At 70.8% G+C, this 24,960-nt stretch carries 26 protein-coding genes; 11 read left to right on the forward strand and 15 right to left on the reverse strand.

The features are described 5' to 3' along the window. Positions 1-130: 130 nt before the first annotated feature. Positions 131-709 carry a TerD family protein gene (locus tag STRVI_RS32940; RefSeq protein ID WP_014059893.1) on the reverse strand — a complete coding sequence of 193 codons (579 nt, stop codon included), beginning with the start codon at positions 707-709 and terminating at the stop codon, positions 131-133. Between the two features lie 194 nt (positions 710-903). Next, positions 904-3,042 carry an excinuclease ABC subunit UvrB gene (gene uvrB, locus STRVI_RS32945; RefSeq protein ID WP_014059894.1) on the reverse strand — a complete coding sequence of 713 codons (2,139 nt, stop codon included), beginning with the start codon at positions 3,040-3,042 and terminating at the stop codon, positions 904-906. Positions 3,043-3,257: 215 nt separating this feature from the next. Between uvrB and STRVI_RS32950 the strand changes: the two genes are divergently transcribed. From STRVI_RS32950 to STRVI_RS32965, 4 genes are all read left to right on the forward strand, one after another. After that, positions 3,258-4,148, forward strand: a complete 891-nt coding sequence (locus STRVI_RS32950) for a glycerophosphodiester phosphodiesterase (protein WP_014059895.1) — start codon at positions 3,258-3,260, stop codon at positions 4,146-4,148. Between the two features lie 76 nt (positions 4,149-4,224). After that, complete coding sequence (locus STRVI_RS32955) at positions 4,225-4,875, forward strand: methylated-DNA--[protein]-cysteine S-methyltransferase (RefSeq protein ID WP_014059896.1); 651 nt, start codon at positions 4,225-4,227, stop codon at positions 4,873-4,875. A 328-nt stretch (positions 4,876-5,203) separates the two neighbouring features. Next, positions 5,204-5,857, forward strand: coding sequence for a DUF4360 domain-containing protein (locus STRVI_RS32960; protein ID WP_014059897.1), 654 nt, complete (start codon positions 5,204-5,206; stop codon positions 5,855-5,857). A gap of 30 nt (positions 5,858-5,887) precedes the next feature. Continuing rightward, on the forward strand, positions 5,888-6,547 hold the full coding sequence (locus STRVI_RS32965; protein ID WP_014059898.1) for a DUF4360 domain-containing protein: 660 nt from the start codon (positions 5,888-5,890) through the stop codon (positions 6,545-6,547). 57 nt (positions 6,548-6,604) lie between these two features. Here STRVI_RS32965 and STRVI_RS32970 read toward each other — a convergent pair whose 3' ends face one another. Beyond that, on the reverse strand, positions 6,605-7,252 hold the full coding sequence (locus STRVI_RS32970; RefSeq protein WP_014059899.1) for a uridine kinase: 648 nt from the start codon (positions 7,250-7,252) through the stop codon (positions 6,605-6,607). A 79-nt stretch (positions 7,253-7,331) separates the two neighbouring features. Between STRVI_RS32970 and STRVI_RS32975 the strand changes: the two genes are divergently transcribed. Beyond that, entirely contained in the window at positions 7,332-7,874 is a 543-nt protein-coding gene (locus STRVI_RS32975) for a DUF1697 domain-containing protein (RefSeq protein ID WP_014059900.1), read from the forward strand. Positions 7,875-7,959: 85 nt separating this feature from the next. Here the strand turns inward: STRVI_RS32975 and STRVI_RS32980 are convergent, their stop codons facing one another. Further along, positions 7,960-8,430: a type II toxin-antitoxin system PemK/MazF family toxin gene (locus STRVI_RS32980; RefSeq protein ID WP_078505490.1), complete on the reverse strand. Its 471-nt coding sequence runs from the start codon at positions 8,428-8,430 to the stop codon at positions 7,960-7,962. A 64-nt stretch (positions 8,431-8,494) separates the two neighbouring features. Between STRVI_RS32980 and STRVI_RS32985 the strand changes: the two genes are divergently transcribed. Continuing rightward, entirely contained in the window at positions 8,495-9,724 is a 1,230-nt protein-coding gene (locus tag STRVI_RS32985; protein WP_043236926.1) for an FUSC family protein, read from the forward strand. A 33-nt stretch (positions 9,725-9,757) separates the two neighbouring features. Here the strand turns inward: STRVI_RS32985 and STRVI_RS32990 are convergent, their stop codons facing one another. Further along, a complete protein-coding gene (locus STRVI_RS32990; protein WP_014059903.1) occupies positions 9,758-10,966 on the reverse strand; it encodes an ADP-ribosylglycohydrolase family protein in 1,209 nt (402 codons plus the stop codon). A 155-nt stretch (positions 10,967-11,121) separates the two neighbouring features. Between STRVI_RS32990 and STRVI_RS32995 the strand changes: the two genes are divergently transcribed. Together STRVI_RS32995 and STRVI_RS33000 are read left to right on the forward strand one after the other, a co-directional pair. Then, positions 11,122-11,427, forward strand: a complete 306-nt coding sequence (locus STRVI_RS32995; protein WP_043240602.1) for a DUF6343 family protein — start codon at positions 11,122-11,124, stop codon at positions 11,425-11,427. Between the two features lie 149 nt (positions 11,428-11,576). After that, on the forward strand, positions 11,577-11,783 hold the full coding sequence (locus tag STRVI_RS33000; protein WP_014059905.1) for a hypothetical protein: 207 nt from the start codon (positions 11,577-11,579) through the stop codon (positions 11,781-11,783). A 116-nt stretch (positions 11,784-11,899) separates the two neighbouring features. On the opposite strand, the gene STRVI_RS33005 is transcribed toward STRVI_RS33000, so the two are convergent. The 3 genes from STRVI_RS33005 to STRVI_RS33015 form a co-directional block, all read right to left on the reverse strand. Continuing rightward, the gene (locus tag STRVI_RS33005) at positions 11,900-12,268 is read right to left on the reverse strand and encodes a tetratricopeptide repeat protein (protein ID WP_014059906.1); all 369 of its coding nucleotides are present in this window, start codon (positions 12,266-12,268) and stop codon (positions 11,900-11,902) included. Between the two features lie 212 nt (positions 12,269-12,480). After that, positions 12,481-13,089, reverse strand: a complete 609-nt coding sequence (gene coaE, locus STRVI_RS33010) for a dephospho-CoA kinase (RefSeq protein WP_014059907.1) — start codon at positions 13,087-13,089, stop codon at positions 12,481-12,483. Positions 13,090-13,127: 38 nt separating this feature from the next. Beyond that, positions 13,128-14,072: a PAC2 family protein gene (locus tag STRVI_RS33015; protein WP_014059908.1), complete on the reverse strand. Its 945-nt coding sequence runs from the start codon at positions 14,070-14,072 to the stop codon at positions 13,128-13,130. 287 nt (positions 14,073-14,359) lie between these two features. Here STRVI_RS33015 and STRVI_RS33020 point away from each other — a divergent pair, with 287 nt between their 5' ends. Continuing rightward, a complete protein-coding gene (locus STRVI_RS33020) occupies positions 14,360-14,821 on the forward strand; it encodes a hypothetical protein (protein WP_014059909.1) in 462 nt (153 codons plus the stop codon). A gap of 60 nt (positions 14,822-14,881) precedes the next feature. Here the strand turns inward: STRVI_RS33020 and rpsA are convergent, their stop codons facing one another. Continuing rightward, positions 14,882-16,396, reverse strand: a complete 1,515-nt coding sequence (gene rpsA / locus STRVI_RS33025; protein ID WP_014059910.1) for a 30S ribosomal protein S1 — start codon at positions 16,394-16,396, stop codon at positions 14,882-14,884. A gap of 368 nt (positions 16,397-16,764) precedes the next feature. On the opposite strand from rpsA, the gene STRVI_RS33030 reads away from it, so the two are divergent. After that, on the forward strand, positions 16,765-17,625 hold the full coding sequence (locus tag STRVI_RS33030) for a class I SAM-dependent methyltransferase (protein ID WP_014059911.1): 861 nt from the start codon (positions 16,765-16,767) through the stop codon (positions 17,623-17,625). Further along, positions 17,610-20,252, forward strand: a complete 2,643-nt coding sequence (gene hrpB, locus STRVI_RS33035) for an ATP-dependent helicase HrpB (protein ID WP_050993812.1) — start codon at positions 17,610-17,612, stop codon at positions 20,250-20,252. Before STRVI_RS33030 ends, hrpB begins: the two co-directional genes overlap by 16 nt. Before the next feature lie 211 nt (positions 20,253-20,463). Here hrpB and STRVI_RS33040 read toward each other — a convergent pair whose 3' ends face one another. The 6 genes from STRVI_RS33040 to STRVI_RS33060 form a co-directional block, all read right to left on the reverse strand. Further along, positions 20,464-20,841: a hypothetical protein gene (locus STRVI_RS33040; RefSeq protein ID WP_014059913.1), complete on the reverse strand. Its 378-nt coding sequence runs from the start codon at positions 20,839-20,841 to the stop codon at positions 20,464-20,466. After that, a complete protein-coding gene (locus STRVI_RS33045) occupies positions 20,838-21,056 on the reverse strand; it encodes a hypothetical protein (RefSeq protein WP_043240610.1) in 219 nt (72 codons plus the stop codon). Before STRVI_RS33045 ends, STRVI_RS33040 begins: the two co-directional genes overlap by 4 nt. A gap of 120 nt (positions 21,057-21,176) precedes the next feature. Beyond that, positions 21,177-21,797, reverse strand: coding sequence for a hypothetical protein (locus tag STRVI_RS33050; RefSeq protein WP_106685763.1), 621 nt, complete (start codon positions 21,795-21,797; stop codon positions 21,177-21,179). 2 nt (positions 21,798-21,799) lie between these two features. After that, positions 21,800-22,801: a DUF3068 domain-containing protein gene (locus tag STRVI_RS33055; protein WP_014059916.1), complete on the reverse strand. Its 1,002-nt coding sequence runs from the start codon at positions 22,799-22,801 to the stop codon at positions 21,800-21,802. 16 nt (positions 22,802-22,817) lie between these two features. Next, complete coding sequence (locus STRVI_RS51250; RefSeq protein ID WP_014059917.1) at positions 22,818-22,952, reverse strand: SPW_0924 family protein; 135 nt, start codon at positions 22,950-22,952, stop codon at positions 22,818-22,820. Between the two features lie 188 nt (positions 22,953-23,140). Beyond that, entirely contained in the window at positions 23,141-24,904 is a 1,764-nt protein-coding gene (locus STRVI_RS33060; protein WP_014059918.1) for a lytic murein transglycosylase, read from the reverse strand. Positions 24,905-24,960 lie beyond the last annotated feature (56 nt).

The following is a 24,960-nucleotide window of genomic DNA, read 5'->3' on the forward strand; positions in this document are numbered from 1 at the left end:
CGGTGAGCGCGTCGGCCCGGCGAGCTGTGCTCCACCGGGCCGACGCGCTCACCTTGGCGGTTCGCCTCCGGGGCGTCTCCGCTGGTTGGCTTGTCACCGCCCGCTCGTCCGAACGGCGGTGACAAGCGTTTTACAGATGCGGCACGATGTGCGGCATCAGGTCCTGGAAGGTGCGCCCGTTGGCCGGCTCGCCGACCGCCTTCATCTGCCAGGCGCCGCCCGCACGCTGGACCGTGGCCATGATCTGGGCGGTGTACTGCCCGCCACCGGTGAGGGTGTAGCGGGCGAGCTCCTGCCCGTTGGTCTCGTCCACCAGCCGGCAGAACGCGTTCTGCACCTCGGCGAAGGTCTGGCCGGTGAAGGAGTTCACCGTGAAGACGATCTGGTCGATGTGGACGGGCACCCGCTGCAGATCGACCAGGATCGCCTCGTCGTCGCCGCCCTGCCCGGCCCCGCCCACGAGATTGTCACCGGTGTGGCGGACCGAGCCGTCATCGCTGACCAGGTGGCGGAAGAAGACGACATCGGTCGGCTGCTTGTCGGCGAAGAGGACGGCCGACGCATCGAGGTCGATCTCCCTCGTACGGGAGCCGAACAGTCCGCGGCGGGGCGCGGCCTGCCAGCCCAGCCCCATCCGCACCGCGGTCAGGGCGCCCCCGTCGGCCTTCTGCAGGCTGATGGCCTGTCCCTTGGACATGTTGACCGTCACGCGCTGTCCCTACTCTCGTCTCTCGATTCCCCGTGGCCGCCGCGGGTGTGCGGCCGTGGCCGCGCCGTATGCACGGCCCTCCGAAAACCCTATGCACTGCCGCCAGGGCTCCGGCCGGACGAGCGGGCTTTTGTGTCGGTCCTGCAACACAGCGAAGCTGCGGGCGCCCCGGCGAAGCCCGGGACGCCCGGCCGTCAGGAGACTCCCGCCTCCCTCATCTGCCGCAGCTCCTTCTTCAACTCCGACACCTCGTCGCGCAGTCGCGCCGCCACCTCGAACTGGAGCTCCGCCGCCGCGGCCCGCATACGGTCGGTCATCTCCTCGATCTGCTCGGCGAGCTCGGCCGCTGGCCGGTCGGTCAGCACTTCTTCCTTGGCCTTGCCCTTGGCGGCCTTGCCGCCCTTGGCCGCCTTGCCGCCGGCCGCCGGCACGGGGGTCTTCGCGTCCTTGCCGTCCTTCACCTTGCGGTAGCCGGTGCCGAGCAGCTGCTCGGTGTCGACGTCCTCGCGGGCGATCTGGGCCACGATGTCGTTGATCTTCTTGCGCAGCGGCTGCGGATCGATCTTGTTCGCCTTGTTGTACGCGATCTGCTTGTCGCGGCGGCGGTTGGTCTCGTCGATGGCCTTCGCCATCGCCGCGGTGACCTTGTCGGCGTACATATGCACCTGGCCCGACACGTTACGAGCCGCACGGCCGATGGTCTGGATCAGCGAGGTGCCCGAGCGCAGGAAGCCCTCCTTGTCGGCATCGAGGATGGCGACCAGGGAGACCTCCGGAAGGTCGAGCCCCTCCCGCAGCAGGTTGATGCCCACCAGCACGTCGAACTCACCGGCGCGCAGCTCGCGCAGCAGCTCGACCCGGCGCAGGGTGTCCACATCGCTGTGCAGATAGCGCACCTGGATGCCCAGCTCGAGCATGTAGTCGGTCAGGTCCTCGGCCATCTTCTTGGTGAGGGTGGTGACCAGGACGCGCTCGTCCTTCTCGGTGCGGGTGCGGATCTCATGGATGAGATCGTCGATCTGGCCCTCGGTCGGCTTGACGACGACCTCGGGGTCGATCAGGCCGGTCGGGCGGATGATCTGCTCCACGAAGCCATCGCCCCGGGAGAGCTCGAACGGGCCCGGGGTCGCGGAGAGATAGACCGTCTGGCCGACGCGCTTCAAGAACTCCTCCCACTTCAGCGGGCGGTTGTCGAGCGCGGAGGGCAGCCGGAAGCCGTGCTCGATCAGGGTCCGCTTACGGGAGGCGTCGCCCTCGTACATCGCGCCGATCTGCGGCACCGTGACATGCGACTCGTCGATGACCAGGAGGAAGTCCTCCGGGAAGTAGTCCAGCAGGGTGTGCGGCGGGGAGCCGGTCTCACGGCCGTCGATGTGCAGCGAGTAGTTCTCGATGCCCGAGCAGGTGCCGATCTGGCGCATCATCTCGATGTCGTAGGTGGTGCGCATCCGCAGCCGCTGAGCTTCCAGCAACTTGCCCTGCTTCTCCAGCCGGGCCAGGGTCTCCGTGAGCTCGGCCTCGATCCCGGCGATGGCCTTCTCCATGCGCTCGGGCCCGGCCACATAGTGGCTGGCCGGGAAGACATAGAGCTCCCGGTCCTCGCTGATCACCTCGCCGGTGAGCGGGTGGAGCGTGGAGAGCGCCTCGATCTCGTCGCCGAACATCTCGATGCGGACCGCGAGCTCCTCGTAGACCGGGAAGATCTCGATGGTGTCGCCGCGGACCCGGAAGGTGCCCCGGGTGAACGCCATGTCATTGCGGGCGTACTGAATATCGACAAAGCGACGCAGAAGCTGATCGCGGTCGATCTCCTCGCCGACCTTCAGCCGCACCATGCGGTCCACGTACTCCTGCGGCGTACCAAGGCCGTAGATGCAGGAGACGGATGCCACCACAATCACGTCACGCCGGGTGAGCAGCGAATTCGTGGCCGAGTGGCGCAGCCGCTCCACCTCCTCGTTGATCGAGGAGTCCTTCTCGATATAGGTGTCCGACTGCGGGACGTACGCCTCGGGCTGGTAGTAGTCGTAGTACGAGACGAAGTACTCGACCGCGTTGTTCGGCAGCAGCTCGCGGAACTCATTGGCCAGCTGGGCGGCCAGCGTCTTGTTCGGAGCCATGACCAGCGTGGGCCGCTGCAGTTTCTCGATCATCCAGGCGGTGGTCGCGGACTTACCGGTGCCGGTCGCACCGAGCAGCACGACATCTTTCTCACCCCCGCGCACGCGCCGCTCGAGGTCGGCGATGGCGGTGGGCTGGTCACCGCTGGGCTGATAGGAGCTGACGACCTCGAAGGGCGCCACCTTGCGTTCGAGCTGAGTTACGGGCCGCATGAGACCAACCGTACGACTCGCCACTGACAACGGCGGGCCGTTCCCGCGCGCTGGCCCGCCCCCGGCCCTCCGGCCGGATTCGGATGATCATGCGCCTGATGTCGCCCGTGGCACGAATTTTCCGTCCATCCGATACCTATCCTCCACTACCGCGCATCTGGGACCCTCTGCCCGTCCATGAGTCGGACGAGAGTCAGACGACGCGAGGAGTCCATATGCAGATCCGCCCGGCAGCCGCGTTAACCGGCGCGCTCATCGGGATGTCCGCGCTTTTCCTCCCCACGGCCACGGCCACGGCCACGGCGACGGCCACCGGACAGACGCACCACCACACGGTCACCGTGGCCCATCGCGGCGCCTCCGCGTACGCCCCCGAGAACACCCTGGCCGCCGTCGACGCCGCCGACGACCTGGGCATCGACTGGGTGGAGAACGACGTCCAGCGCACCGAGGACGGCGAGCTGATCGTGATGCACGACACCACGCTGAGCCGGACCACCGACGTCGAGCAGGTCTTCCCGGACCGGGCGCCCTGGAACATCTCCGACTTCACCCTCGACGAGATCGAGAAGCTGGACGCCGGAAGCTGGTTCGGCCCCGGGTTCCAGGGCGAGACGGTGCCGACCCTGGAGGAGTACATGGACCGGGTTTCGGACAATCACCAAAAACTCCTGATGGAACTCAAGGCTCCTGAGCGCTATCCGGGGATCGAACGCCAGACGCTGCGGGAGCTGCGCAGAGAGGGCTGGCTGGACCATCGGCACAAGCGCCGGCTGATCATCCAGAGCTTCAGCGCCGACTCCGTGCGGACGGTCCACCGGCTGCGGCCCGACGTCAAGACCGGCTTCCTCGGCACTCCGGCCGTCGCCGACCTGCCGGAGTACGCCGAGTTCTCCGACCAGATCAACCCCAGCTACACGACCATCGACGCCGGCTACGTGGCCGCGGTGCGGTCGGTGGACGGGGCGCACGGCAAGCCGCTGGAGGTCTACACCTGGACCGTCAACGACGGCCCATCGGCGGTCTCGGTCGCGGGCATGGGCGTGAACGGCGTCATCACCAACAAGCCGGATGTGATCCGGGACGCCCTCGACGGCCCTTCGTGACCTACGGCTCCCGGACGAGTCGCCCCGCCGGCCGGACCGGCGGGGCGCTGTCGGTGGTGGGTTCTACGCTGAAGGCGTGACGATCGCAGAGCGGCAGACACAGCGGGACCGGCACGAGGGGCCGGAGCGGCGGGACGCGCGCTCCTGGGCCTGGGCGGTCCCGGCCACGCCCATCGGCCCGCTGCTGCTCGCGGCCACGGACGAGGGGCTGGTCCAGGTGGTCTTCCACGCGGAGGAGAAGACGGCGGCCGAGGCCGTCGCCGGGCTCACGCGCCGCCTCGGCGCCGAACCCGCGCCCGCGCCGTCCGGGGACGCCGGTACCGCTGCCTCCGGTACCGCGGCCGCCCCGGCGGCGCCTCGCTGCGCCGAGCATCTCGCCGAGGCGATCCGGCAGGTGGAGAGCTATTTCGCCGAGGACACCAAGGCGTTCACCCTCTCGCTGGACTGGTCCCTGACCACCGGCTTCAACCGCCGGGTGCTGCGCGAGCTGGCCGCCCATGTCCCCTACGGCACGGTCGTCGGCTACCAGGACCTCGCCGACCGGGTGGGCGAGCCGGGCGCGGCCCGCGCCGTCGGCATGGCCATGGGCAGCAATCCGCTGCCGGTCGTGGTGCCCTGCCACCGGGTGGTCGAGAGCGACGGCGGCATCGGCGGCTTCGGCGGCGGGCTGGAGACCAAGCGCTCCCTGCTGGCACTGGAAGGCGTTCTTCCGCAACCGCTCTTCTGAATCGTTCTTCCCGGCCGGGACGGAAATATCTTGTTCCGGAATTCCTCGGCCGTCTTGTGGCGCTTGCCTATCACCCCTATCTTAAGAGCGCCCATCGCCCTGGCTTTCCGTCACCCGCCGGGCATGGGGCTCTCATTGCGTTCGGCCGTACGAACCGTACCGCGCGATAACGCTCTTCCCCGCTCTTCCGCTCTTCCCCGTTCCACCGATCTTCCGCTCCACCCGCTCCTGCGGTTCCCCCTGCCCTACCCCCGCACGCCCTGCTCTTCCCGCTCCTTGGAAATTCACCGCTCAACTACGTCCCCACAAGTGATCGAATTGGAGAACCATGTCCGGTGTTCTGCTCGCGGGCGGCGCGGCCGCGGCGCTATTCGCCTCCGCCCTTTCCACCCAAGGTGTTTCCTCGGCTCCTGATGGACCGCCGGAAAAGATCCAGATAAGCGTCAAGACGGTGAACGGCTCGGGCTGCCCCAAGGGCACCGCCGCCGTGGCCGCCGCCGCCGACAACTCGGCCTTCACCGTGACCTACAGCGACTATCTCGCCCAGGTGGGTCCCGACGCGGATCCGACCGACATCCGTAAGAACTGCCAGCTCAGCCTCGGCGTGCATGTGCCGCAGGGATTCACGTACGCCATCGCCCAGGTCGACTACCGGGGTTATGGCTACCTCGAAAAGGGCGCCAAGGGCACCCAGAAGGCGAGCTACTACTTCCAGGGTTCGGCGGACACCGCGTCACGGACCCATGAATTCAGCGGTCCGTACAACGACAACTGGCAGACCACCGACAGCACCGACTACAGCGCCCTGGTGTGGGCCCCCTGCGGCCAGGACCGCAACTTCAACGTCAACACCGAGCTGCGGGTCGGCGCCGGCACCTCCCCCTCGGGCAGCACCAGCTTCATGGCCATGGACTCGACGGACGGCGGGGTCAGCACCATTTACCACCTCGCCTGGAAGGAATGCCCTTCCGCCGTCCAGTAGCACGGTAAATCCACCATCGAATGGAGAATCATGCCCGGTGTTCTGTACGCAGGCGGCGTGGTCGCGGCGTTATTCGCCTCGACGCTCACTTCCCAGGCATATGCGCAACCCCCGTTCGACACCGTGCCACCCGACAAGATCGTGATCACGGTCGCGACCGTGAATGGATCGGGCTGCCCGGCGGGCACCGCGGCGATCGCCGTCTCCCCCGACAACACGGCCTTCACCGTGACCTACAGCGAGTACCTCGCCCAGGTGGGCAAGGGTGCCAAGCCGACGGACTTCAGAAAGAACTGTCAGCTCAGTCTGGTCACGCATGTGCCACAGGGCTTCTCCTACGCCATCGCCAGTGTCGACTACCGTGGTTTCGCCCATCTGGAAAAGGGCGCGTCCGCCACGCAGAAAGCCTCGTACTACTTCCAGGGGCAGTCGCAGACCTCATCCAACACGCATGAGTTCGCCGGTTCCTACGAGGACAACTGGCAGGTCACCGACACGGCCGATATCGCGACCGTGGTGTGGTCACCCTGCGGTGAACTCCGCAACTTCAACATCAACACCGAGTTGCGGGCCAACGCCGGAACGTCCGACACCAAGGAAACGACCAGCTTCATCGCGATGGACTCGACCGACGGCGATGTGAGCACCACCTATCACTTCGCCTGGAAGGAATGCCCGGCCAAGAAGTGACCTTCCGCGCACCACCCCTGACATGACGTCCCGCGCACTGCCCCGAGACGTACCCGGTTACGGCTCGGGGCGGTGCCAGGCCGGATGCCGGGGGTCGTCCATCCGCACCACCACATCCGCCGCCGCACCGGGCCCCACCTCGTCCTCGTAGCGCGCGAAGGCCGGCAGCGTCCAGTGGTCGTCCTCCTCCGTGCGGCGGGCGAGGGCGGCCGGGGACAGCCGCAGATGCACCGACAGATCGAACGGGAACCAGTGCCCCAGCAGCAGAGCGCCGTGCAGCAGCAGCACTCCGCCGCGCGGAAGTTCGGCGTACGAGCTGCGTGTGGCCCGGTCGGTCACCGGATCCCACAAGTCGGGCAGCACCCGCCCGGTGCCGCCCGCCCCCGGGTCCAGCGGATCGAAGACCTCACGCCACAGGGCGCCGGTGTCCAGCCAGCGGTCGTAGTACGCGTCGGGGTCCCGCTTCCCATACTCGTAGCGCAGCGAGGCGGGCCGCCAGAACCCCGCCGACCCGACCACCAGCACCGGACGCCCCCGGATCCGCAGCGCCTCCGACAGATCCCGCGCCAGCTCGGCGGTGGGCGCCGCCGGGGCCCCGTCGACGGCCACCCTCAGCCAGGGGCCGCCGTCCGCCGCCGTCAGCCCGGCGATGCGGTCGGCGGTCGCGTCGGTCAGCCGTTCCCAGGTGATCGCTTCGAGCCGCACGCCCCCATCATGCCGTGGGCTCCCCGGCCTGGGCCGCGGGGGCCCGGCTGCGCGGCTCGCGGAGAGGTACTCTCCGGCCATGGCATTTCAGATAGCGCTGCTCCGCGGCATCAATGTGGGCGGGAACAGGAAGTTCCCCATGGCCCGGCAGCGTGAGCTGATGGCCGAGCTGGGCTTCAAGGACGTCACCGTCCACCTCCAGACCGGCAATATCGTCTTCGCCGACCCCGGCGCCCCGCCCGACCGGACGGCCCGCACCCTCGAGGACGGTTTCGCCGCCGACCTCGGCTTTCCCGTGCCCGTCATGGTCCGCACGCGCGACGAGCTGGCCGCGGCGATCGAGGCCAATCCCTATCCGGAGGCCGCGGCCGAGCCCAAGACCCTGCATGTGGTCTTCCTGGCGGACGTGCCCACGGACACGGCCGCGCTGGACGCCGTGGATCCGGCCGCCTACGCCCCGGACGAGTTCCGCCTCATCGGCCGCGAGATCTTTCTGCGCTGCCCGGACGGGGTCGGCCGCTCCAAGCTGGCCGCGAAGGTCACCAACGCCCGGCTGGGCGTGCCGGCCACCGCCCGCAACTGGAACACGGTCACCAAGCTGCTGGCGCTGGCCGACGCCTGAGACGACTCCTCGGCGAGAGGCACGTCCCGCAACCGCCGAGGCGCGTTCCCCACCCTGAGGCGCGTTCCCCCAGCGTGAGGCTTTCTCAGCTCCAGCCGTACCGCTGCCGCAGCCGCATCACGACCAGGTCGAAGCGCGGCCGGTCGAGTGCGCACGCCTCGCGCCGCATCCCGTCCGGGTGCACCCGCAGCACCCGGTCCACATCGACCCAGGAGTCCCGCCCGGCCCGGTCCCAGGGCCCGGAGCCGATCGGCACCCACTCGCGGTCGGCGTCATGCCGCTTGCTGGACAACTGCACGGCGAGCAGCGTCCCGCCCCGCTCCCGCGCGACCACCAGCACCGGCCGGTCCTTGCCGCGGCCGTCGTTCTCCTCGTACGGCACCCATGTCCAGACGATCTCCCCGGGATCCGGGTCTCCGTCCGGATCGGGTGCGTACTCCGTCCGTACCCGCCCGACCTGGCGCGGATGAGCCTCGACGGTGGCGGCGGGACCGGTGCTTCCGGGAAGCTCCGCGCCGTCCTCCGTCCCTTGCGTTCCGTTGAATGGCCTGATCACGCGCGACACGTTAACCCGTACGCGGCGGCCGATGACATGGCGGCCCCCTCCGCGTGGAAGGGGCATGTACGTGCCTGATGTTCCCGACCCGGTGGCAGAGCTCGTCAAACGGCGCCACGATCCGGTCGTCGTCCAGACAGTGCGTTCCACGGCGGCCGCGACGATCGCGTACGTCGTCGCCCTCGAGCTCAGCAAGGAACCCGCCCCGCTCACCGCTCCGCTGACCGCCCTCCTCGTCGTCCAGGTCACCCTCTACGCGACCCTCACCCGGAGCCTGCGCAGGGTCGAGGCCGTGGTCGTGGGCGTCCTGATCGCCGTCGCCTTCAGCGTGCTGGTGGGGCTGACCTGGTGGAGTCTGTGTCTGATCATTCTCGCCGCCCAGACCGCCGGCTATCTCACGCGGGTGGGCGACTGGGTCCAGGAGGTGGCGATCAGCGCGATGCTGGTCCTCGGTGTGGCGCAGGTGACCACCTACGCCTGGGACCGGGTGCTGGAGACCCTCATCGGGGCCGGTGTCGGGATGGCCTTCAACTTCTTCCTCGCCCCTCCGGTGTGGGTCGAGACGGCCGGCAAGTCGATCGAGGACCTGGCCCGCCGGATGCGTCAGCTCATGCTGCACATCGGCCAGGAACTGGGCAGCCAGATGGCGGTCGACCGCGCCGCCGCCCGTCTCTACGAGGCCCGGCGGCTCGACCACGACATCACGCAGGTCGACGCCGCACTCCGCCAGGCGGAGGACAGCGTGCGGCTCAACCCCCGCGTCAAGGAGGGCCTCCTCTACCGCGTGGTGCTCCGCACCGGCCTGGACACACTGGAGATCTGCACCGTCATCCTGCGTGTCATGTCCCGGACCCTGACCGACCTCGCCAAGGCGCGGACGGAGGAGCCCCTCTTCCCCCCGGAGGTGGCGGAGGCCCTCAAGGACCTCTTCGTCCATCTCGCCGCCGCCGTCGAGAGCTTCGCCGTCCTGGTCACCACGCAGGTCAGCGCCAACGCCGAAGAAGCCGAATCCCGCCTCTCCAGCGAGCTGGTGAAGGCCCACGCCAGCCGCGACCGCGGCGCCGATCTCCTGCTGCGCCGCGTCCAGGAACACCCTCGCCAGTGGCAGCTCCACGGTGCCCTGCTCGCGGAGATCGACCGCATCCTCGACGAACTCGACATGGAGCAGCGCTCCAAGCGCCTCATGGAAGAGCTCGACCGCAGCACGCGCGAGAAGCGGGAGCGCCTTCTCTTCCTCCACAAGATCCGGCGCTGGATCCGGCGCGACCGTAAGGACGGCTCCACGACTGTCTGAGCGGGGGCCACGCACCCCGGCTGCCGGGCACGGTCAGCCGAGCGGGTAGCGTTCGCGAGGGAAGACCACGTCGTCGTAGGGCTCGTACAGCTCGACGGAGCGGTGGAACTCGGAGGCGAAGTCGTCGGCGAGTTCGGCAATCGTGCCGCGGCCCTCGGTCCGGGCCAGCCAGGACGGGGGAAGGCGGAGGTCGCCGTGGTGGGCGCCGAGGAGGTTGCCGCAGATCGAGCCCGTCGAGTCGCTGTCGCCCGAGTGGTTGACGGAGAGCAGAAGGGCCGCCTGGACGGGGGTGCGCGGGGGCGCCGGATCGTAGCTGATCTTGCCGCCGGGGCCGTAGAGGATCTGCTGGGCGGGGGTACGGGCCAGGGCGCTGTAGACCGCGATGGCCAGCGCCTCCTCGGCGACCCAGCCGCCGCCGAGCGATTCGGCCTTCTCGGCGGTCGGATCGCCCTCGGCCGCCAGGTCGACCGCCTTACGGAGGGCGGCGGTGGTCTCCTCGTGGCGGGGGTAGCGGGCGAGGAGTTCCAGGGCGCGCAGGGTCGCGCCTTCGAGGGACTCGCCGTCGAGCAGGCACGCGATCATGGCGGCCAGGGCACCGGCCGCGTAGGAGCCCGTCGGATGGCCATGGGTGATCGTGGCGCAGCGGGCGGCGAGTTCGAAGCAGTCGCGGGGGTCGAGCCCGGTGAGGCCGAACGGCGCCGAGCGCATCACGGTGCCGCAGCCCTTGGAGCCGGGGTTCACCGGGCCGGGGGTGCCGTCGAGGGGCGCCCGCGGGGCGGGGACGTGCTCCTTGGTGAGGCCGGAGAGGCAGGCGTTGCCGGGGGCGCGGCGGGCGTACAGCCAGGGCTGGGTGCGCAGCCAGCCGTTGCGTACCAAGTCGCCGGTGCCCTCGGCGGGCGGCGGCCCGGGGTGGTTCTGGGTGTCCAGCCAGCGCAGATAGGCATGGCGGACGACGGCGGTCTCGGACCCTTCGATGCCCTTGGACGAGGATCTGGCGTGGGCCCGTATCAGGCCCTCCGCCGTGAAGAGCGTCATCTGGGTGTCATCGGTGACCCGGCCCGCGACGCCGCTGCCGTCCGGGACGAGGGTGGTGATGCCCGTGCCGCCATGGGTCTCACGGATCGACCGCAGGGAGAGGAACTCGATCGGATTGCCGAGAGCGTCCCCGATCGCGCCGCCCAGCAGGCAGCCGCGGATACGGGCCCGCTTGGCGGCCGATTCGTCCCATGACTGGCGGATCACTGGCAGCTCCTCATCGTCCTGGTCCCATGCCGTCCCGTGTGGATGCTCACCACATGATCTCAGGTATCGGGGGGCGCCCCTCGGCGGTAGATTCGAGAAGTCGCAAAGCGGAGGAAAATAGAAGAAGACTGCCGAAAACGGGAGATATGATGCCCATGCCGACGCGGTTGATCCGAACGGGTGACGAACCGGTACACGCGCGCAGCCCACTGCGAATGCGGCTGGGGCTGGCCACGTGGGGGCTGCTCTGGACGCTCGGCGGCGCGGTGGCCTTCGCGGTCGTGGGCCGGCCGGGATGGGCGGCCGCGTGCGGGGCGCTCGCCGTCGTCACCATGGTCGATCTGGTCCTGGTCATCCGGCACATCCGGCAGGGGCCGCACTATCAGCCCGGCCCGGATGTGCCGCCGTACGCACCGATCGGCGAGCGCAGGCGGAGCCGCGGGCGGCACCGGACACCGTAAGGCGTGCACGCGGTGGCGGCCGCAAGACGTGGACGCCGTAAGGCGTGCACGGCGCTCCAGGGGTGACGGGATATCGACGGCCGGGAGCCCCGCATTCCGGGAGATACTGCCGAGTACCTGCTGAGTACCTGCCGCGACAGGGGGCCGTCATGGGGGTGCTGGCGATCGGCATCGCGCTCTGTGCGCTGGGGCTGATGCTCTCCGGAACCGGAGAGCCACATGGGCGCCGGGAGGCGCGGCCGGGACGGGAGGCCGACCCGTACGACCTCGTCCGGCAGCGCGGAGTGGCGCTGGGGCTCGGCGGGGTGGTGCTGCTGGGCGCGGTGGTCCTCGGCGGGTTCGCTCTCTGGCGCTGACCGGGCCGGGCCGCCGCACAGCGGCCCGGTGTGGGCCGCCGTGTACGCACCGGCGGATGGGGCGGAGTCCGGGCCCGGCAAACGCCGCGGCCCAGCCCGCGCGCCTGTCCGGCCCTTCAGCCCCGCTCGCCGAACCGGGCCGCCTCGACGAAGTCCGGGCGCGGATCGAGTGCCGCGGCCAGCCGGAAGTGGCGGGTGGCCTCGGCCGAGCGGTTGGCCCGCTCCAGAGTGCGGGCCAGGGCGAAGTGGGCGAACGCGTTGTCCGGCTCGCGCTCCAGGACGAGCTGGAACTCCAGTTCCGCCGAGCGGAGCTGCGCCGCGAGGAAGAACGCGCGCGCCCGCAGCAGCCGGGCCGCCGTGTTCTCGGGGTGGGAGCTGATGACGGAGTCGAGCAGCTTCACCGCGCCCCGTGGATCTCGGGCGGCGAGCAGTTGCTCGGCGGCGCGGTAGTCGATGACGTGGGTCTCGGGCGTGGGCTCGGGCACAGCCGTTTCCTTCCCCGGGTACGTGCTCGCGGTGGATCGGGTGAGGGGATGGGATGAACCGTCACGGATGATCGTTCGCTACGACGACCACAACAATCACCCCGCACGCCGCATTCCCCGCCACGGGCGCGCGCACGCTCCGCGCCGCGCCCCGGCTCAGCCCCGCACGCTCCGCGCCGCGCCCCCGCGCCAGCTCCGCGCCACGCCCCCGCTCAGCCCTCCGCGCCGGCCGCCCGTGCCACCAGATCCGCCCAGACCTTGGTGACCTGCGGCTCCAGCGCCTCGATCGGGCCATTGTTGTCGATCACGACATCGGCGATCGCCAGCCGGTCGGCGCGGGTGGCCTGCGCCGCCATCCGGGCCCGCGCCTCGTCCTCGGCCATGCCGCGCAGCCGTACCAGCCGGTCGAGCTGGGTCTCGGGCGTGGCGTCCACGACCATGACCAGGTCGTAGAGCGGGGCCAGCTTGTTCTCGGCCAGGAGCGGGACGTCATGGACCACGACGGCGTCGGGGGCGGCCGCCGCCTGGAGCTCGGCGGAGCGGTCCCGGACCAGCGGGTGGATGATCGCGTTCAGCGCGCTCAGCCGCTCCGGGTCGTTGAAGACGATCCCGCCGAGTTTGGGCCGGTCGAGATGGCCGTCGGCGGTCAGCACCTCGGGGCCGAACTCGGTCACGACGGCGGCCAGTCCAGGGGTGCCCGGCTCGACCACCTCGCGAGCGATCCGGTCCGAGTCGATCAGCACCGCTCCCAATGAGGTCAGGATCCGTGAGGCCTCGCTCTTGCCCGCGCCGATTCCGCCCGTGAGCCCCAGCTTCAGCATGGGGCCCACGCTATACGGCGCACCGGCCGGGCCCTCGCTCAGGCTCCACCCTCGCCCTCCCGCTCGGCCAGGAACCGCTCGAACTCCGCGGCCAGTTCGTCCGCCGAGGGCAGCTCGGCCGGCTCCGCGACCAGATTGCCGCGGCTCTCGGCCCCGGCCACCGCGTCGTACTGGTGCTCAAGGCCCCGTACGAGCGCGACCAGCTCCTCGTCCCCCTCGGAGATCTGCCGCTCGATCTCCTCCTGCGTCTTGAGGGCATCGTTGCGCAGGGCGTGCGTGGGCCCCGGAAGGACCAGGCCGGTGGCCGCGGTGATGGCCTCCAGCGCGGTGAGCGCCGCGTCCGGATAAGCCGACCGGGCCAGATAGTGCGGCACATGCGCGGCGACGCCGAGCACATCGCGACCCGCCTCGGCGAGCCGGTACTCGATCAGGGATTCGGCGCTGCCGGGCACTTGGGCCTCGTCGAAGAAGCCGCGATGCCCCGGTGTCAGATCGATGCGGTTTCCATGCGGGGTGATGCCGACCGGCCGGGTGTGCGGCACGCCCATCGGGATGCCGTGGAAGTTCACCGCGATCCGTACGTTCAGCCGCTCGACCATCTGGCGCACGGCCGCCGCGAACCGCTCCCACTCCACGTCCGGCTCCGGCCCGGCGAGCAGCAGGAACGGCGCCGCAGTGGCGTCGCGCACCAGATACAGCTCGAGCTTCGGGGTCTCGTACGCGGTCCAGCGGTCGCGCTGGAAGGTGAGCAGGGGGCGCCGGGCCCGGTAGTCGACCAGCCGGTCATGGTCGAAGCGCGCGACGACCTTGCGTGGCAGGCCGTCGAGCAGCCGCTCGACGATCTGGTCCCCCGTCTCGCCGGCGTCGATATAGCCGTCGAAGTGGTACAGCAGCACCAGCCCGGCCGAGTCCCGCGTGGCTATCGCGTCGACCTCCGCCAGCCCGCTCGGTTCCCATGCGTACAACTCCTGCGGATCTTGCACTGTGACCGCTCCTCCTTGTGTCCGTTCCGAAGAACACCGAACGAGGGCGGGGGCATTCCCCGAGCGGGAGCCGCGATGGCCCGGCGGCCGTGAACCGCGTTGCGGAGGGACCCATTTGGGCTAACGGGAGCGGCCCGAACTCGACGTCGGCGCACTTCGCGGGGTTGACGCGGATATGCGGCACGCCTATCTTCGCCAGCCGTCAGCGGTTCATCATGTCATCCGGCGTTCACTGACCAGAACCCAGCGTGTTCACCTCTGGCCACGGCACAGGAAGGCAGCCTCCTATGCACTCCCCCGGCCGCACCCCCACCCGATTACGCACCTTCGTCACCGCCTCCGCCGCCGGGCTGATCGCCGCCGGCGGGCTGATCGCGGCCGGCACGACCGCGCGGGAGGCCCCCGCCGCCACCGCCGTCCCGATCTCCGTGAACGACGCGGACGGGCTCCGGGAGGCCCTCGCCGGGGCCCGGCCCGGCGATACGATCCGGCTCGCCGACGGCAGGTATCGGGGCAGCTTCGAGATCACCGCCTCCGGCACCTCAGGCTCGCGGATCACCCTTACCGGCTCGTCGAAGGCGGTCCTCACCGCGAGCGGCGGCTATGGGCTGCGGCTGAACGGCGCCTCGTACTGGACCGTCAGGGGGATCACGGTCCGCGGCGGCCGGGAGGGCATCAGGATCGACGCCGCCCGGAGCGTGACCGTGGACTCCGTTTCGGTCAGCGTGCGGCGACCCGGGCATGCGTAAGGCCCGCTCCCCAGGGGAGCGGGCCTTACCCATTAGCTGGTGCCGACTAGCGGCAGGTGATCAGCTCTGGCCGCCGGCCAGCTTCTCGCGAAGCGCGGCCAGCGCCTCGTCCGAAGCCAGGGCGCCGGAGTTGTCGGCCGACTCCGAGGAGTACGAACCGCCGCCGCCACCACCGGACGCCTGCCCGCCGGGCGCCGGAGCGGCGCCGCTGCTCGCCTCGGCAGCGGCCTGCTCGTCGGCCTCGCGGGACTTGATGACCTGCGCCTGGTGCTGCTCGAAGCGCTGCTGCGCCTCGGCGTACTGGGTCTCCCACGCCTCCCGCTGGGTCTCGAAGCCCTCGAGCCAGTCGTTGGTCTCGGGGTCGAAGCCCTCGGGGTAGATGTAGTTCCCCTGGTCGTCGTAGGACGCGGCCATGCCGTACAGGGTCGGGTCGAACTCGACCACGGACGGGTCGGCACCGAAGGCCTCGTTGGCCTGCTTCAGCGAGAGGCTGATGCGGCGGCGCTCGAGGTCGATGTCGATGACCTTGACGAAGATCTCGTCGTTGACCTGGACGACCTGCTCCGGGATCTCCACGTGGCGCTCGGCCAGCTCGGAGATGTGGACCAGGCCCTCGATGCCCTCGTCCACGCGGACGAACGCACCGAACGGAACGAGCTTGGTGACCTTACCCGGGACGACCTGACCGATCTGGTGGGTCCGGGCGAACTGCTGCCACGGGTCTTCCTGGGTCGCCTTGAGCGACAGGGAGACGCGCTCGCGGTCCATGTCGACGTCCAGGACCTCGACCGTGACCTCCTGGCCGACCTCGACAACCTCGGAGGGGTGGTCGATGTGCTTCCAGGACAGCTCCGAGACGTGGACGAGACCGTCGACGCCGCCGAGGTCCACGAACGCACCGAAGTTGACGATGGAGGAGACGACGCCGGAGCGCACCTGGCCCTTCTGGAGGGTGGTGAGGAAGGTCTGGCGGACCTCGCTCTGGGTCTGCTCCAGCCAGGCGCGGCGGGACAGGACCACGTTGTTGCGGTTCTTGTCGAGCTCGATGATCTTCGCCTCGAGCTCCTTGCCCACGTAGGGCTGGAGGTCGCGAACGCGGCGCATCTCCACCAGGGAGGCGGGGAGGAAGCCACGGAGGCCGATGTCGAGGATGAGACCACCCTTGACGACCTCGATGACGGTACCGGTGACGATCCCGTCCTCTTCCTTGATCTTCTCGATGGTGCCCCAAGCGCGCTCGTACTGAGCGCGCTTCTTCGAGAGGATCAGCCGGCCTTCCTTGTCCTCCTTCTGGAGGACGAGGGCCTCGATCTCATCGCCGACGGCGACGACCTCATTGGGGTCGACGTCGTGCTTGATCGACAGTTCGCGGGAGGGGATGACGCCTTCGGTCTTGTAACCAATGTCGAGCAGGACCTCGTCCCGGTCGACCTTCACGATGACGCCGTCGACGATGTCGCCGTCGTTGAAGTACTTGATCGTCTCGTCGATCGCGGCGAGGAAGGCTTCCTCGGAACCGATGTCGTTTACCGCCACCTGCGGGGTGGTGCGGGTTGCCTCGGTGCTGCTCGTCATGTGGAAAAGGGCTCCGGTACGGACATGAAGTCGTAGGTACTGCTACGCCGTGGGCCCTTATCGCACTGCCGAAGCCGGACAGCCTAGGAGGCACCGAATCTTTCCGATTTCGAATCATCGAAAAGCTCATGTACCTCGACAACCGAGGGGACATACAACAGATGCGAGTGCGGCCTGCTCGGTCCGAGGCGCACAGGCCCGCAGCGCAACTTGTAGCATACGGGGGCAGCCGGGCATGGTCAATGCACGAAGAGCACACGTGGGGATTAACTCCCCGAACCCGGCAAATTGCATGGTCCGTACTGCGACACGGTCTTCACCGTGCCCCGCAGCCACAGGTCGATACAGAGAGTACGACGACGCGCGCGATGGTCCAAGAACACGAGCCCAGCACCCCTGCGGAGGCGGCCGAGCCGACGGCCACCCGCCGGATCGCGGACGAGGCGGAGAGCAGCCGGGCCAGCCGGGGGTGGTGGGAACGCAACGCGGACGAGTACCAGGAGGAACACGGCGCCTTCCTGGGCGACGACCGGTTCATATGGGGCCCGGAGGGGCTGGACGAGGCGGAGGCCGGGCTGCTGGGCCCGGTGGAGGCGCTCAAGGGGCGCGATGTGCTGGAGGTGGGCGCGGGCGCCGCACAGTGCGCCCGCTGGCTGGCCGCCCAGGGGGCGCGGCCGGTGGCGCTGGACCTCTCCCACCGGCAACTGCGGCACGCGCGGCGGATCGACACGGAGGCCGCCGCCGGGGGCGGCGAGGGGGCCGGGGTCGCGCTGGTGCAGGCCGACGCCACGGCCCTGCCCTTCCGGAACGACTCGTTCGACCTGGCGTGCTCGGCGTACGGGGCGGTGCCGTTCGTGGCCGAGCCGGTCCGGGTGATGCGCGAGGTGCGCCGGGTGCTGCGGCCGGGCGGGCGGTGGGTCTTCTCGGTGACGCATCCGATCCGCTGGGCGTTCCCCGACGAACCGGGGCCCGAGGGGCTGTCCGTCGCCGGCTCCTACTTCGACCGCACGCCCTATGTGGAGCAGGACGAGTCGGGCCGGGCCGTCTACGTGGAGCACCACCGGACGCTGGGCGACCGGGTGCGGGACGTGGTGGCCGGAGGCTTCCGGCTGGTCGACCTGGTCGAGCCGGAGTGGCCCGTATGGAACCACCAGGAGTGGGGCGGCTGGTCCCCCCTGCGGGGGAACCTCGTCCCGGGCACGGCGATCTTCGTATGCGAGCGGGACTGAGCGGAATCGGAGCAGAGGCGTTGACCATTCCTGGGGACCCGCGCGCCGAGGCCCTCGACCGCCTTCCCGTGCGCGAGGCCGTGCCCGCGCTGCTGCGCGCGCTCGAGGACCGCGGGGTCGCCGTGCTGTGCGCGCCTCCGGGGACCGGTAAGACGACGCTCGTGCCACTGGTGCTCGCCGGGCTGGTGGGCGGCGGACCGGTGCGGCGGGTGCTGGTCGCCGAGCCGCGGCGGATCGCGGCACGGGCCGCCGCGCGGCGGATGGCGTGGCTGCTGGGCGAGCGGCCGGGCGGGAAGATCGGCTTCACCGTGCGCGGGGAGCGGCAGGCCGGCCGCGGGACCGTGGTCGAGGTGGTCACCACCGGCGTGCTGCTGCAACGGCTGCAACGCGACCAGGAGCTGCCCGGCGTCGATGTGGTCGTTCTCGACGAATGCCATGAGCGCCATCTGGACGCGGACACGGCCGCCGCCTTCCTGCTGGACGTCCGGGCCGCCCTGCGCCCCGACCTCCGGCTGATCGCCGCCTCGGCGACCACGGACGCGGAGGGCTGGGCGCGGTTGCTCGGCGACGGCGGGACGGACGGCGGGGAAGGGGCGACGGACTGCGGGGACGGTCCTGAGGGGCCCGCGCCGGTCGTCTCGGCGCCGGGAGTGTCCCATCCGGTGGAGGTGGTGTGGGCGCCGCCCGAGCGACCCGTACGGCCGCCGCACGGGATGCGGGTGGACCCCGCCCTGCTGGACCATGTCGCGGCCGTGGTGCGGCGGGCGCTGCGCGAGCGGGAGGGCGATGTGCTGTGCTTCCTGCCGGGCGTGGGCGAGATCGCCCGGGTGGCCGGGAAGCTGGGCGGGCTCGCCGAGGCGGAGGTCCTGCAGGTGCACGGGCGGGCGCCGGCTGCCGTACAGGAGGCGGTGCTGGCCGGTACGGACGGCGGACGGCGGCGGGTGGTGCTGGCCACCTCGGTCGCCGAGTCGAGCCTGACGGTGCCGGGCGTGAGGATCGTCGTGGACTGCGGGCTGGCGCGTGAGCCCCGGATGGACCACGCACGCGGGCTGAGCGCGCTGACGACCGTAAGGGCGTCACGGGCGGCCGCCCGGCAGCGCGCGGGCCGTGCGGGGCGTGAGGCGCCCGGGGTGGTCTACCGCTGCTGGCCGGAGGCGGAGGACGCCCGGCTGCCGCGTTTCCCGTCCCCGGAGATCGCCGGCGCGGACCTTACGGCCTTCGCGCTGCAGACGGCGTGCTGGGGCGATCCGGACGCCTCGGGGCTGGCCCTGCTCGATCCGCCGCCCACCGGGGCGATGACGGCCGCCCGCGAGACGCTGACCGCGATCGGCGCCGTGGACGCCGCCGGACGGGCCACCGAGCGCGGCACCCGGATGGCCCGCCTCGGCCTCCACCCCCGCCTCGCGCGGGCGCTCATCGACGGCGCGAAGGAGGTCGGCGCACGCCGGGCGGCCGAGGTGGTGGCCCTGCTGAGCGAGGAGCCTCCGAGGGAGTACGGCGACGATCTCGCCGCCGCCTGGCGCACCGCCCGCCACGGCGGCGACCCCTACGCCGTCCGCTGGCGCCAGGAGGCCCGGCGGCTCGAACAGGCCCTGACCGGCGCGGGCGACGCGCGGCCCGATGGCGCACGTGGCGCACAGCGGGCGGCGCGCGGCGATGACGCCGTGGCGGGGCTGCTGGCCGCGCTGGCGTTCCCGGAGCGGGTGGCCCGGCGGCGCGGCGATCGGGCGTATCTCATGGCCGCCGGAACGGGCGCGGAACTGGGCGACGGCTCGCGGCTGGGCGGGTCGCCGTGGCTCGCGGTGGCCGTCGCGGACCGGCCGGTCACCTCCGCGTCGGCGCGGGTGCGGCTCGCGGCCGTCACCGACGAGGACACCGCCCGGGCGGCGGCAGCGGCGCTGGCCTCGGAGGGTGCGGAGGTGCGCTGGGCCGAGGGGGACGTCGTGGCGCGCCGGGTGGCCCGGCTCGGCGCGATCGAGCTGGTGTCCCGGCCGCTGGCCAAGCCCGATCCGGAGCTGGTGCGGCAGGCGCTGCTGGAGGGGCTGCGCCGCGAGGGGACGGGGCTGCTGCGCTGGTCGGCGCAGGCCACGGCGGTCCGGCAGCGGATGGCGTTTCTCCATCAGGAGCTGGGCGGGGCCTGGCCGGATGTCTCCGACGCGGCGCTGCTGGACCGCACGGACGACTGGCTCGGGACGGAGCTGGCGCGGGCCCGCGGGCGGGCCGATCTGGGGCGGGTGGACGCGGGACAGGCGCTGGCCCGGCTGATGCCGTGGGCCACGGGTGAGGCCGCGCGGTTCGAGGAGCTGGCGCCGGAGCGGATCGAGGTGCCGAGCGGCTCGCGGGTGCGGGTGGACTACGGCGCGGACCGGCCCGTGCTGGCGGTGAAGCTGCAGGAGCTGTTCGGCTGGCAGGAGGCGCCCCGGATCGCGGGCGGACGGGTGCCGCTGCTGGTGCATCTGCTGTCCCCGGCGGGGCGTCCGGCCGCGGTCACCGCCGATCTGGCGTCGTTCTGGAAGGACGGCTACCGCTCGGTGCGGGCCGAGCTGCGCGGCCGGTATCCCAAGCATCCGTGGCCGGAGGACCCGGCGACGGCCGAGCCGACCCGGCGGACCAACACCCGCCGCTGAGCCGCCGAACGTCAGCCGCTGAATCCCGCCGTACTGCGCCCGCCCAACGCCCGCCCGCTCAGCCCACAGCCGATGCGCCCACCCAACGCCCACCCGCCCAGCCCACAGCCGATGGGGCCGCTCAGCGGGCCGCGCCGGGCATCGCCAGGCCGCGCCGGGCATCGCCAGGCATCGACGGGCCACGTCGGACATCAGCGGGCCGCATCAGACGTCAGTCGGCCCAGTCGCGCAGCCGGCGGGCGGTCTCGCCGAGTCGGAATCCGCTGATCTCCCGTATTTCGCGGACGAGTTTGACCATGCCGCCCGGCGGAGGCGTGATCGGCTCTCCCGACTCCTCCATGTACATCCGCGCGCAGGCCGCGCCGATCGTGGCGTTGTAGTCGGAGAACGGCTCGAGGATCAGTGAGGTGTGCAGAAAGGTCGCGGCGCGGGCGGCGGCCTCCTCGTAATAGGGCTCGCCCGAGAACCGCTCATAGCGGTGGCGTTCGGTTATGCAGTGCAGCGCACCCCAGTCCCGGACCGGGGTGTTCACCGGGGAGACCTCGACCTGGACGTTCAGCACCCAACCGGCGTCGACATACAGGATCACCGCATGCCGTGCGGGAACTCCCGCTCGAACTCGGGCTTGTACTCCAGGGCGAACTTCACCGCGCCCTCGACGAAACGCTGCTTCTGACGCCGCCGGACCACGTCCTCGGTCAGTATGTCGTGCGCCAGGCGCTTGATCGCGACGCCCTTCTCCCTCGCCTCGGCACGCAGCTCGGCCAGCTCCTGCTCGGTGAACTCAATCGTGATGCCAGGCATGGGCGGCATGCTAGCCACGCCTCCGCCCTGATCACTACCGGCTTGGCCACCACGAGCGAATCGCGGGGACGCAGGTTGACGCGGCGATTGACACGGCGATCGACGCGCTGGCCGTGCCGCTCAGCACTCCAGCCTCAGGGCGAACTGCTCCCCCGTCGGGAACAGTTCGTCCACGGGGTGCGGCCCGACCCATATGAGCGCCTGCTCGAAGGTCATATACGAGCCGTTGTCGACGCACTGGCCGACCACCACCGCATTGCCGCCGCAGCGCCACGCGGCGTAGTTCCACGGGTGGTCGCCCTTCTCGTCCCGCACCACGGTCTCCGGCTCGCCCAGGCGCTCACCGAAAGCGTCCACGGCGGCGCGCCACCGGCCGTCGAAGACGGAGCGGTCGGCGTCGCGGTGGAAGACCCATGCGGGGTCCTCGCAGTGGTACTCGGCGAGCCAGTCGACATTGCCGCTGAGCCCGTCGGCCTGCAACTCCGCGTCGAAGTCGTCCGGCTCGTAGTAGTAGCAGAACGGGATCAGGCATTCGGTGTCCGCGTCATCGGGCCCGCCGAACCACTCCGGGCGGACATAGTGCCCGGTGTTGGTGGCGTGGGAGGACGTGTGGGAGCCGTCGGGCACCCAGCCGAAGCGCTCGGCGGCGGCCGCCGTGGCGCCCGGAGTCCATTCCAGGCGCGCCAATTCGACGATGTGGCCGACGAGTTCGGGCCCGGGGACGCAGCTGTTCACTGGCATGGTCATACGCTACGGCCCGCCACTGACAACGGGGTCGGCGCAGCCGGGGCCGACGGCGGGCGCGCCGCGCGCCCGCGGGCCTCCAGCAGCAGGGCGAGCGCGAGCAGGGCCATGCCGAGGATCAGGAAGCCCCATGGCAGATAGGCCGTGAGCAACAGGACGAGCCGGCGCTGGGACTTCACCATGTCGACCGTGTGCCGGATGTAGTCCTCGCGCATCTTCACATGGCCGCTGAAGACGGTCACCCGGTCGCGGTCGCCCAGCAGCGTGCCGCCGCGCAGCTCCTCCTTGTGGATCTCCTGCCCGTTGACCGGGGCACCGGTGGTGGGCTCGACCCAGAACATCCGCTTGGTGCTGTACCAGCGGGAGGTGCCGGCCTTGCGGACGGTCTCGGGGGTGACGCCCTCGACCGGCATGGTCTTGGGCAGCGCCACCTTGGTCCAGGGGATGGTCTGCTCGAAGTAGTAGACCTTCAGGCCGCGGAAGTTCTGGGTGCCCTTGTAGTGGATGGGGGCGGAGGTGCGGGTCTGGGCGTCGAAGTAGCGGTAGTCGCGCTTCTCGGTGAGGAACGGCCATTTGAACTCGATGCCGTCGCGGCGCACCGCGTCTCCGTCGACGTGTTCCCCGCCCGCGTGCACCGGGTCCTGGGAGTGGGCGTCGAAGACATAGCGTTCGGGGATCTTGGAGACCATCTTGCCGTCGGGCCCGGCCACATACGACAGGGCGTCCCAGACGACGACATCGCGCCCGGTCGCCTTCCCGGTCTTCTCGGCGGCGGGCACATTGCCGCGCAGGGTCTGCACGATGCTGACCTTGGAGACCTTGCGGGGCTGCATGGTGCCGTAGTCGAGCAGGGTGGCCGGGCTGGCCTCCAGGACCGCCGTCTGGTATTCGCTGGGCGGGATCTTGGCCAGCCGGGGATAGGCGTACCAACGCAGCAGCGGCGCGAGTGCGGCGAAGAAGACGGCGAAGGCCAGCAGCACCAGGCTTGCTCTGCGGCGCATGGCGGATGTCCCTCCCTCAGGGGTGCTTGGGGACGGTGGTGAGCAGGGGTTTCGGGGAGGTCTCGCCGCTGGGGGCGCCGATGGCCGTCATCGTGAGGACGATGGCGAGGGCGGCGGCGAGTCCGATCGCGGCGGCGGCGAGGGCGCGCATACGGGCCTCCTCGTGGTCCGGTACGAGGCGCTGCCTGACGGTTCGTCAGGGATGGGGCACCGTAGCAACGGGGGCCGCAGATGAGAACACGAAGGCGGAAAAGCGTCGCGCCGCCCCTGGCCCGGTGGGGGCTCAGGGGCGGCGCGAGGAACCGCGTGATCCGCGGCGCTGCTCGGCTACCGGGCGGCTTACGAGGCGGGGGCCTCGGCCTGGGTGACCGTCAGCTCGATGTCCAGGACGGCGCCGCCCTTGGCGGTGAGGCGGAGCAGGAAGGTGCCCGCGTGGTCATCGGTGAGGATCTTCGGCAGGGTGAGCTGCCCGAGGGCGTTGGTCTTCAGGGCGGTCAGGGTGCGCACCGGCTTGCCCTTGTCGTCCAGGAAGTAGGGCCCCTTGTCGCCCAGCTCGGGGTCCTTCGCCGAGGTGATCATGGTGGCGGTCACCGGTACGTCCGCCGTGGCCTTGCCCTTGCTGGTGGCCGTGACGGTGAGCGCGTCGGCGAAGGAGGCGCCGGTCTGGGCCGTGAGCTCCTTGTCGCCGAGGCGGGCCAGCGCATCGGCCTGCGGTACGGGACGGGCCTTGACGGTCGCGGCGAACTCGACCGGGGCGGCCTCCCGCCCCACGGCCGTGGCGCGCACGGTGAAGGTGCCGGTCTTCTCACCCGCGAGCAGCTTCGGCGCGGTGGCGGTGCCATCGCTGCCGGTCAGCATGGTGGCGGACGTGACGAGGCCGATGAAGCGCGCGTCGGTCTCGCCGAGGATCTCGTACCTCACCCGCGCACCGGCCACCGGCTTGCCCGCGGCGTCCACGGCCTTGACGCGCGGCGACTGGGCGAATCCGGTGCCCGCGGTGGCGGACAGCTCCTTCGCGCCGATGGTGGTGAGCTTGCTGGTGCCGCTCGGGGTGGACGGCGGAGTGGTCGGGGGCTTGGGGGTCGGGGTCCCGGTGCCGGGGGTCCCGCCGTGCTCGCCGGCCGGAGGGGTCGGGATGGAGGTGTCGGGCTCGTCGTCCGGCTTGGGCAGGGTGTGGGCGGGCTCCTGTCCCTTCCCGGTGTCCTTGCCCTCGTCGCCCTTCCCCGAGCCCTTGCCCTTGTCGCCCGAGCCCGAGCCGCCGGAGCCGTTCCCCGAGGGGAGTACACCGGTGCCGTCGGGGACCTCGTGGGTGCCGCGCTTGTAGTACTCCAGCCACGACAGGACGGTGTTCAGATACTCCTGCGAGTGGTTGTAGCCGAGGATCGCGCGGTCCAGATCGGCCTTGACGGACAGATCGCGGCCGTCCGCGCAGAGGTAGTTGCCCGCGGCAAGGGCGGCGTCATAGACGTTGTTGGGATCCTTCTCGCCGTCACCATTGCCGTCCCGCCCCCAGTTGGCCCAGGTGGACGGGATGAACTGCATGGGGCCGACCGCGCGGTCATGCGTACTGTCGCCGTCGTAGGCACCGCCGTCGGTGTCCTTGATCAGGGCGAAGCCGTCGCCGTTGAGGACCGGGCCGAGGATGGGCGAGACGGTGGTGCCGTCGGCCTCCACATTGCCGCCGCGTGCCTGGCCGGACTCGACCTTGCCGATCGCGGCGAGCAGCTCCCAGGGCAGATTGCAGCCGGGGTTGGACTCCTGCAGGGCCGCTTCCGCCTTCTTGTAGGCGTCCAGCACGCTTGCGGGTATCCCCGCCTCGGCCTTGGTGCTGCCATTTGCGGGGAGCCCGGGCAGATCGATCGAGGAGCCCGGCTTGTCGGGGGTGACCAGCGGCGGCAGATCGGTGTGGTACGACGAACCACCGTCAATGGGGGTGTCGTCGGGCGCCGGTGCCTCCCCCGCCCGCTGCTCCCGGTTCCGGTCGCCCTGGTCGGAGTGGGCGAACCCGGGTGCCTGGGACGCGGTGAGGGCGGCCATCGCGGCGGCCGCCACCGCCGTCGTGGCGGCCCCCTTGCGCAGTCGTCGGCCGATAAGCGGTGCCATCCGTGTGTCCCTCCCGTCGAACACAGTGCGCTCCCCCGGCGCGTCAACTCTGGTGA

This window comes from Streptomyces violaceusniger Tu 4113 (assembly GCF_000147815.2).
GTDB lineage: Bacteria > Actinomycetota > Actinomycetes > Streptomycetales > Streptomycetaceae > Streptomyces > Streptomyces violaceusniger_A.

Excerpts from the sequence above, each read along its gene's own strand:
- STRVI_RS33020 (WP_014059909.1), top strand. The coding sequence starts at position 14,360 with ATGCACTCCCCCGGCCGCACCCCCACCCGATTACGCACCTTCGTCACC.
- STRVI_RS32965 (WP_014059898.1), top strand. The coding sequence starts at position 5,888 with ATGCCCGGTGTTCTGTACGCAGGCGGCGTGGTCGCGGCGTTATTCGCC.
- STRVI_RS51250 (WP_014059917.1), bottom strand. The coding sequence starts at position 22,952 with ATGCGCGCCCTCGCCGCCGCCGCGATCGGACTCGCCGCCGCCCTCGCC.
- STRVI_RS33055 (WP_014059916.1), bottom strand. The coding sequence starts at position 22,801 with ATGCGCCGCAGAGCAAGCCTGGTGCTGCTGGCCTTCGCCGTCTTCTTC.
- STRVI_RS33060 (WP_014059918.1), bottom strand. The coding sequence starts at position 24,904 with ATGGCACCGCTTATCGGCCGACGACTGCGCAAGGGGGCCGCCACGACG.
- STRVI_RS32995 (WP_043240602.1), top strand. The coding sequence starts at position 11,122 with ATGCCGACGCGGTTGATCCGAACGGGTGACGAACCGGTACACGCGCGC.
- STRVI_RS32985 (WP_043236926.1), top strand. The coding sequence starts at position 8,495 with ATGTACGTGCCTGATGTTCCCGACCCGGTGGCAGAGCTCGTCAAACGG.
- rpsA (WP_014059910.1), bottom strand. The coding sequence starts at position 16,396 with ATGACGAGCAGCACCGAGGCAACCCGCACCACCCCGCAGGTGGCGGTA.
- STRVI_RS32960 (WP_014059897.1), top strand. The coding sequence starts at position 5,204 with ATGTCCGGTGTTCTGCTCGCGGGCGGCGCGGCCGCGGCGCTATTCGCC.
- STRVI_RS33045 (WP_043240610.1), bottom strand. The coding sequence starts at position 21,056 with ATGCCTGGCATCACGATTGAGTTCACCGAGCAGGAGCTGGCCGAGCTG.
- hrpB (WP_050993812.1), top strand. The coding sequence starts at position 17,610 with ATGCGAGCGGGACTGAGCGGAATCGGAGCAGAGGCGTTGACCATTCCT.
- STRVI_RS32950 (WP_014059895.1), top strand. The coding sequence starts at position 3,258 with ATGCAGATCCGCCCGGCAGCCGCGTTAACCGGCGCGCTCATCGGGATG.
- coaE (WP_014059907.1), bottom strand. The coding sequence starts at position 13,089 with ATGCTGAAGCTGGGGCTCACGGGCGGAATCGGCGCGGGCAAGAGCGAG.
- STRVI_RS33030 (WP_014059911.1), top strand. The coding sequence starts at position 16,765 with ATGGTCCAAGAACACGAGCCCAGCACCCCTGCGGAGGCGGCCGAGCCG.
- uvrB (WP_014059894.1), bottom strand. The coding sequence starts at position 3,042 with ATGCGGCCCGTAACTCAGCTCGAACGCAAGGTGGCGCCCTTCGAGGTC.
- STRVI_RS33000 (WP_014059905.1), top strand. The coding sequence starts at position 11,577 with ATGGGGGTGCTGGCGATCGGCATCGCGCTCTGTGCGCTGGGGCTGATG.
- STRVI_RS32975 (WP_014059900.1), top strand. The coding sequence starts at position 7,332 with ATGGCATTTCAGATAGCGCTGCTCCGCGGCATCAATGTGGGCGGGAAC.
- STRVI_RS33050 (WP_106685763.1), bottom strand. The coding sequence starts at position 21,797 with ATGCCAGTGAACAGCTGCGTCCCCGGGCCCGAACTCGTCGGCCACATC.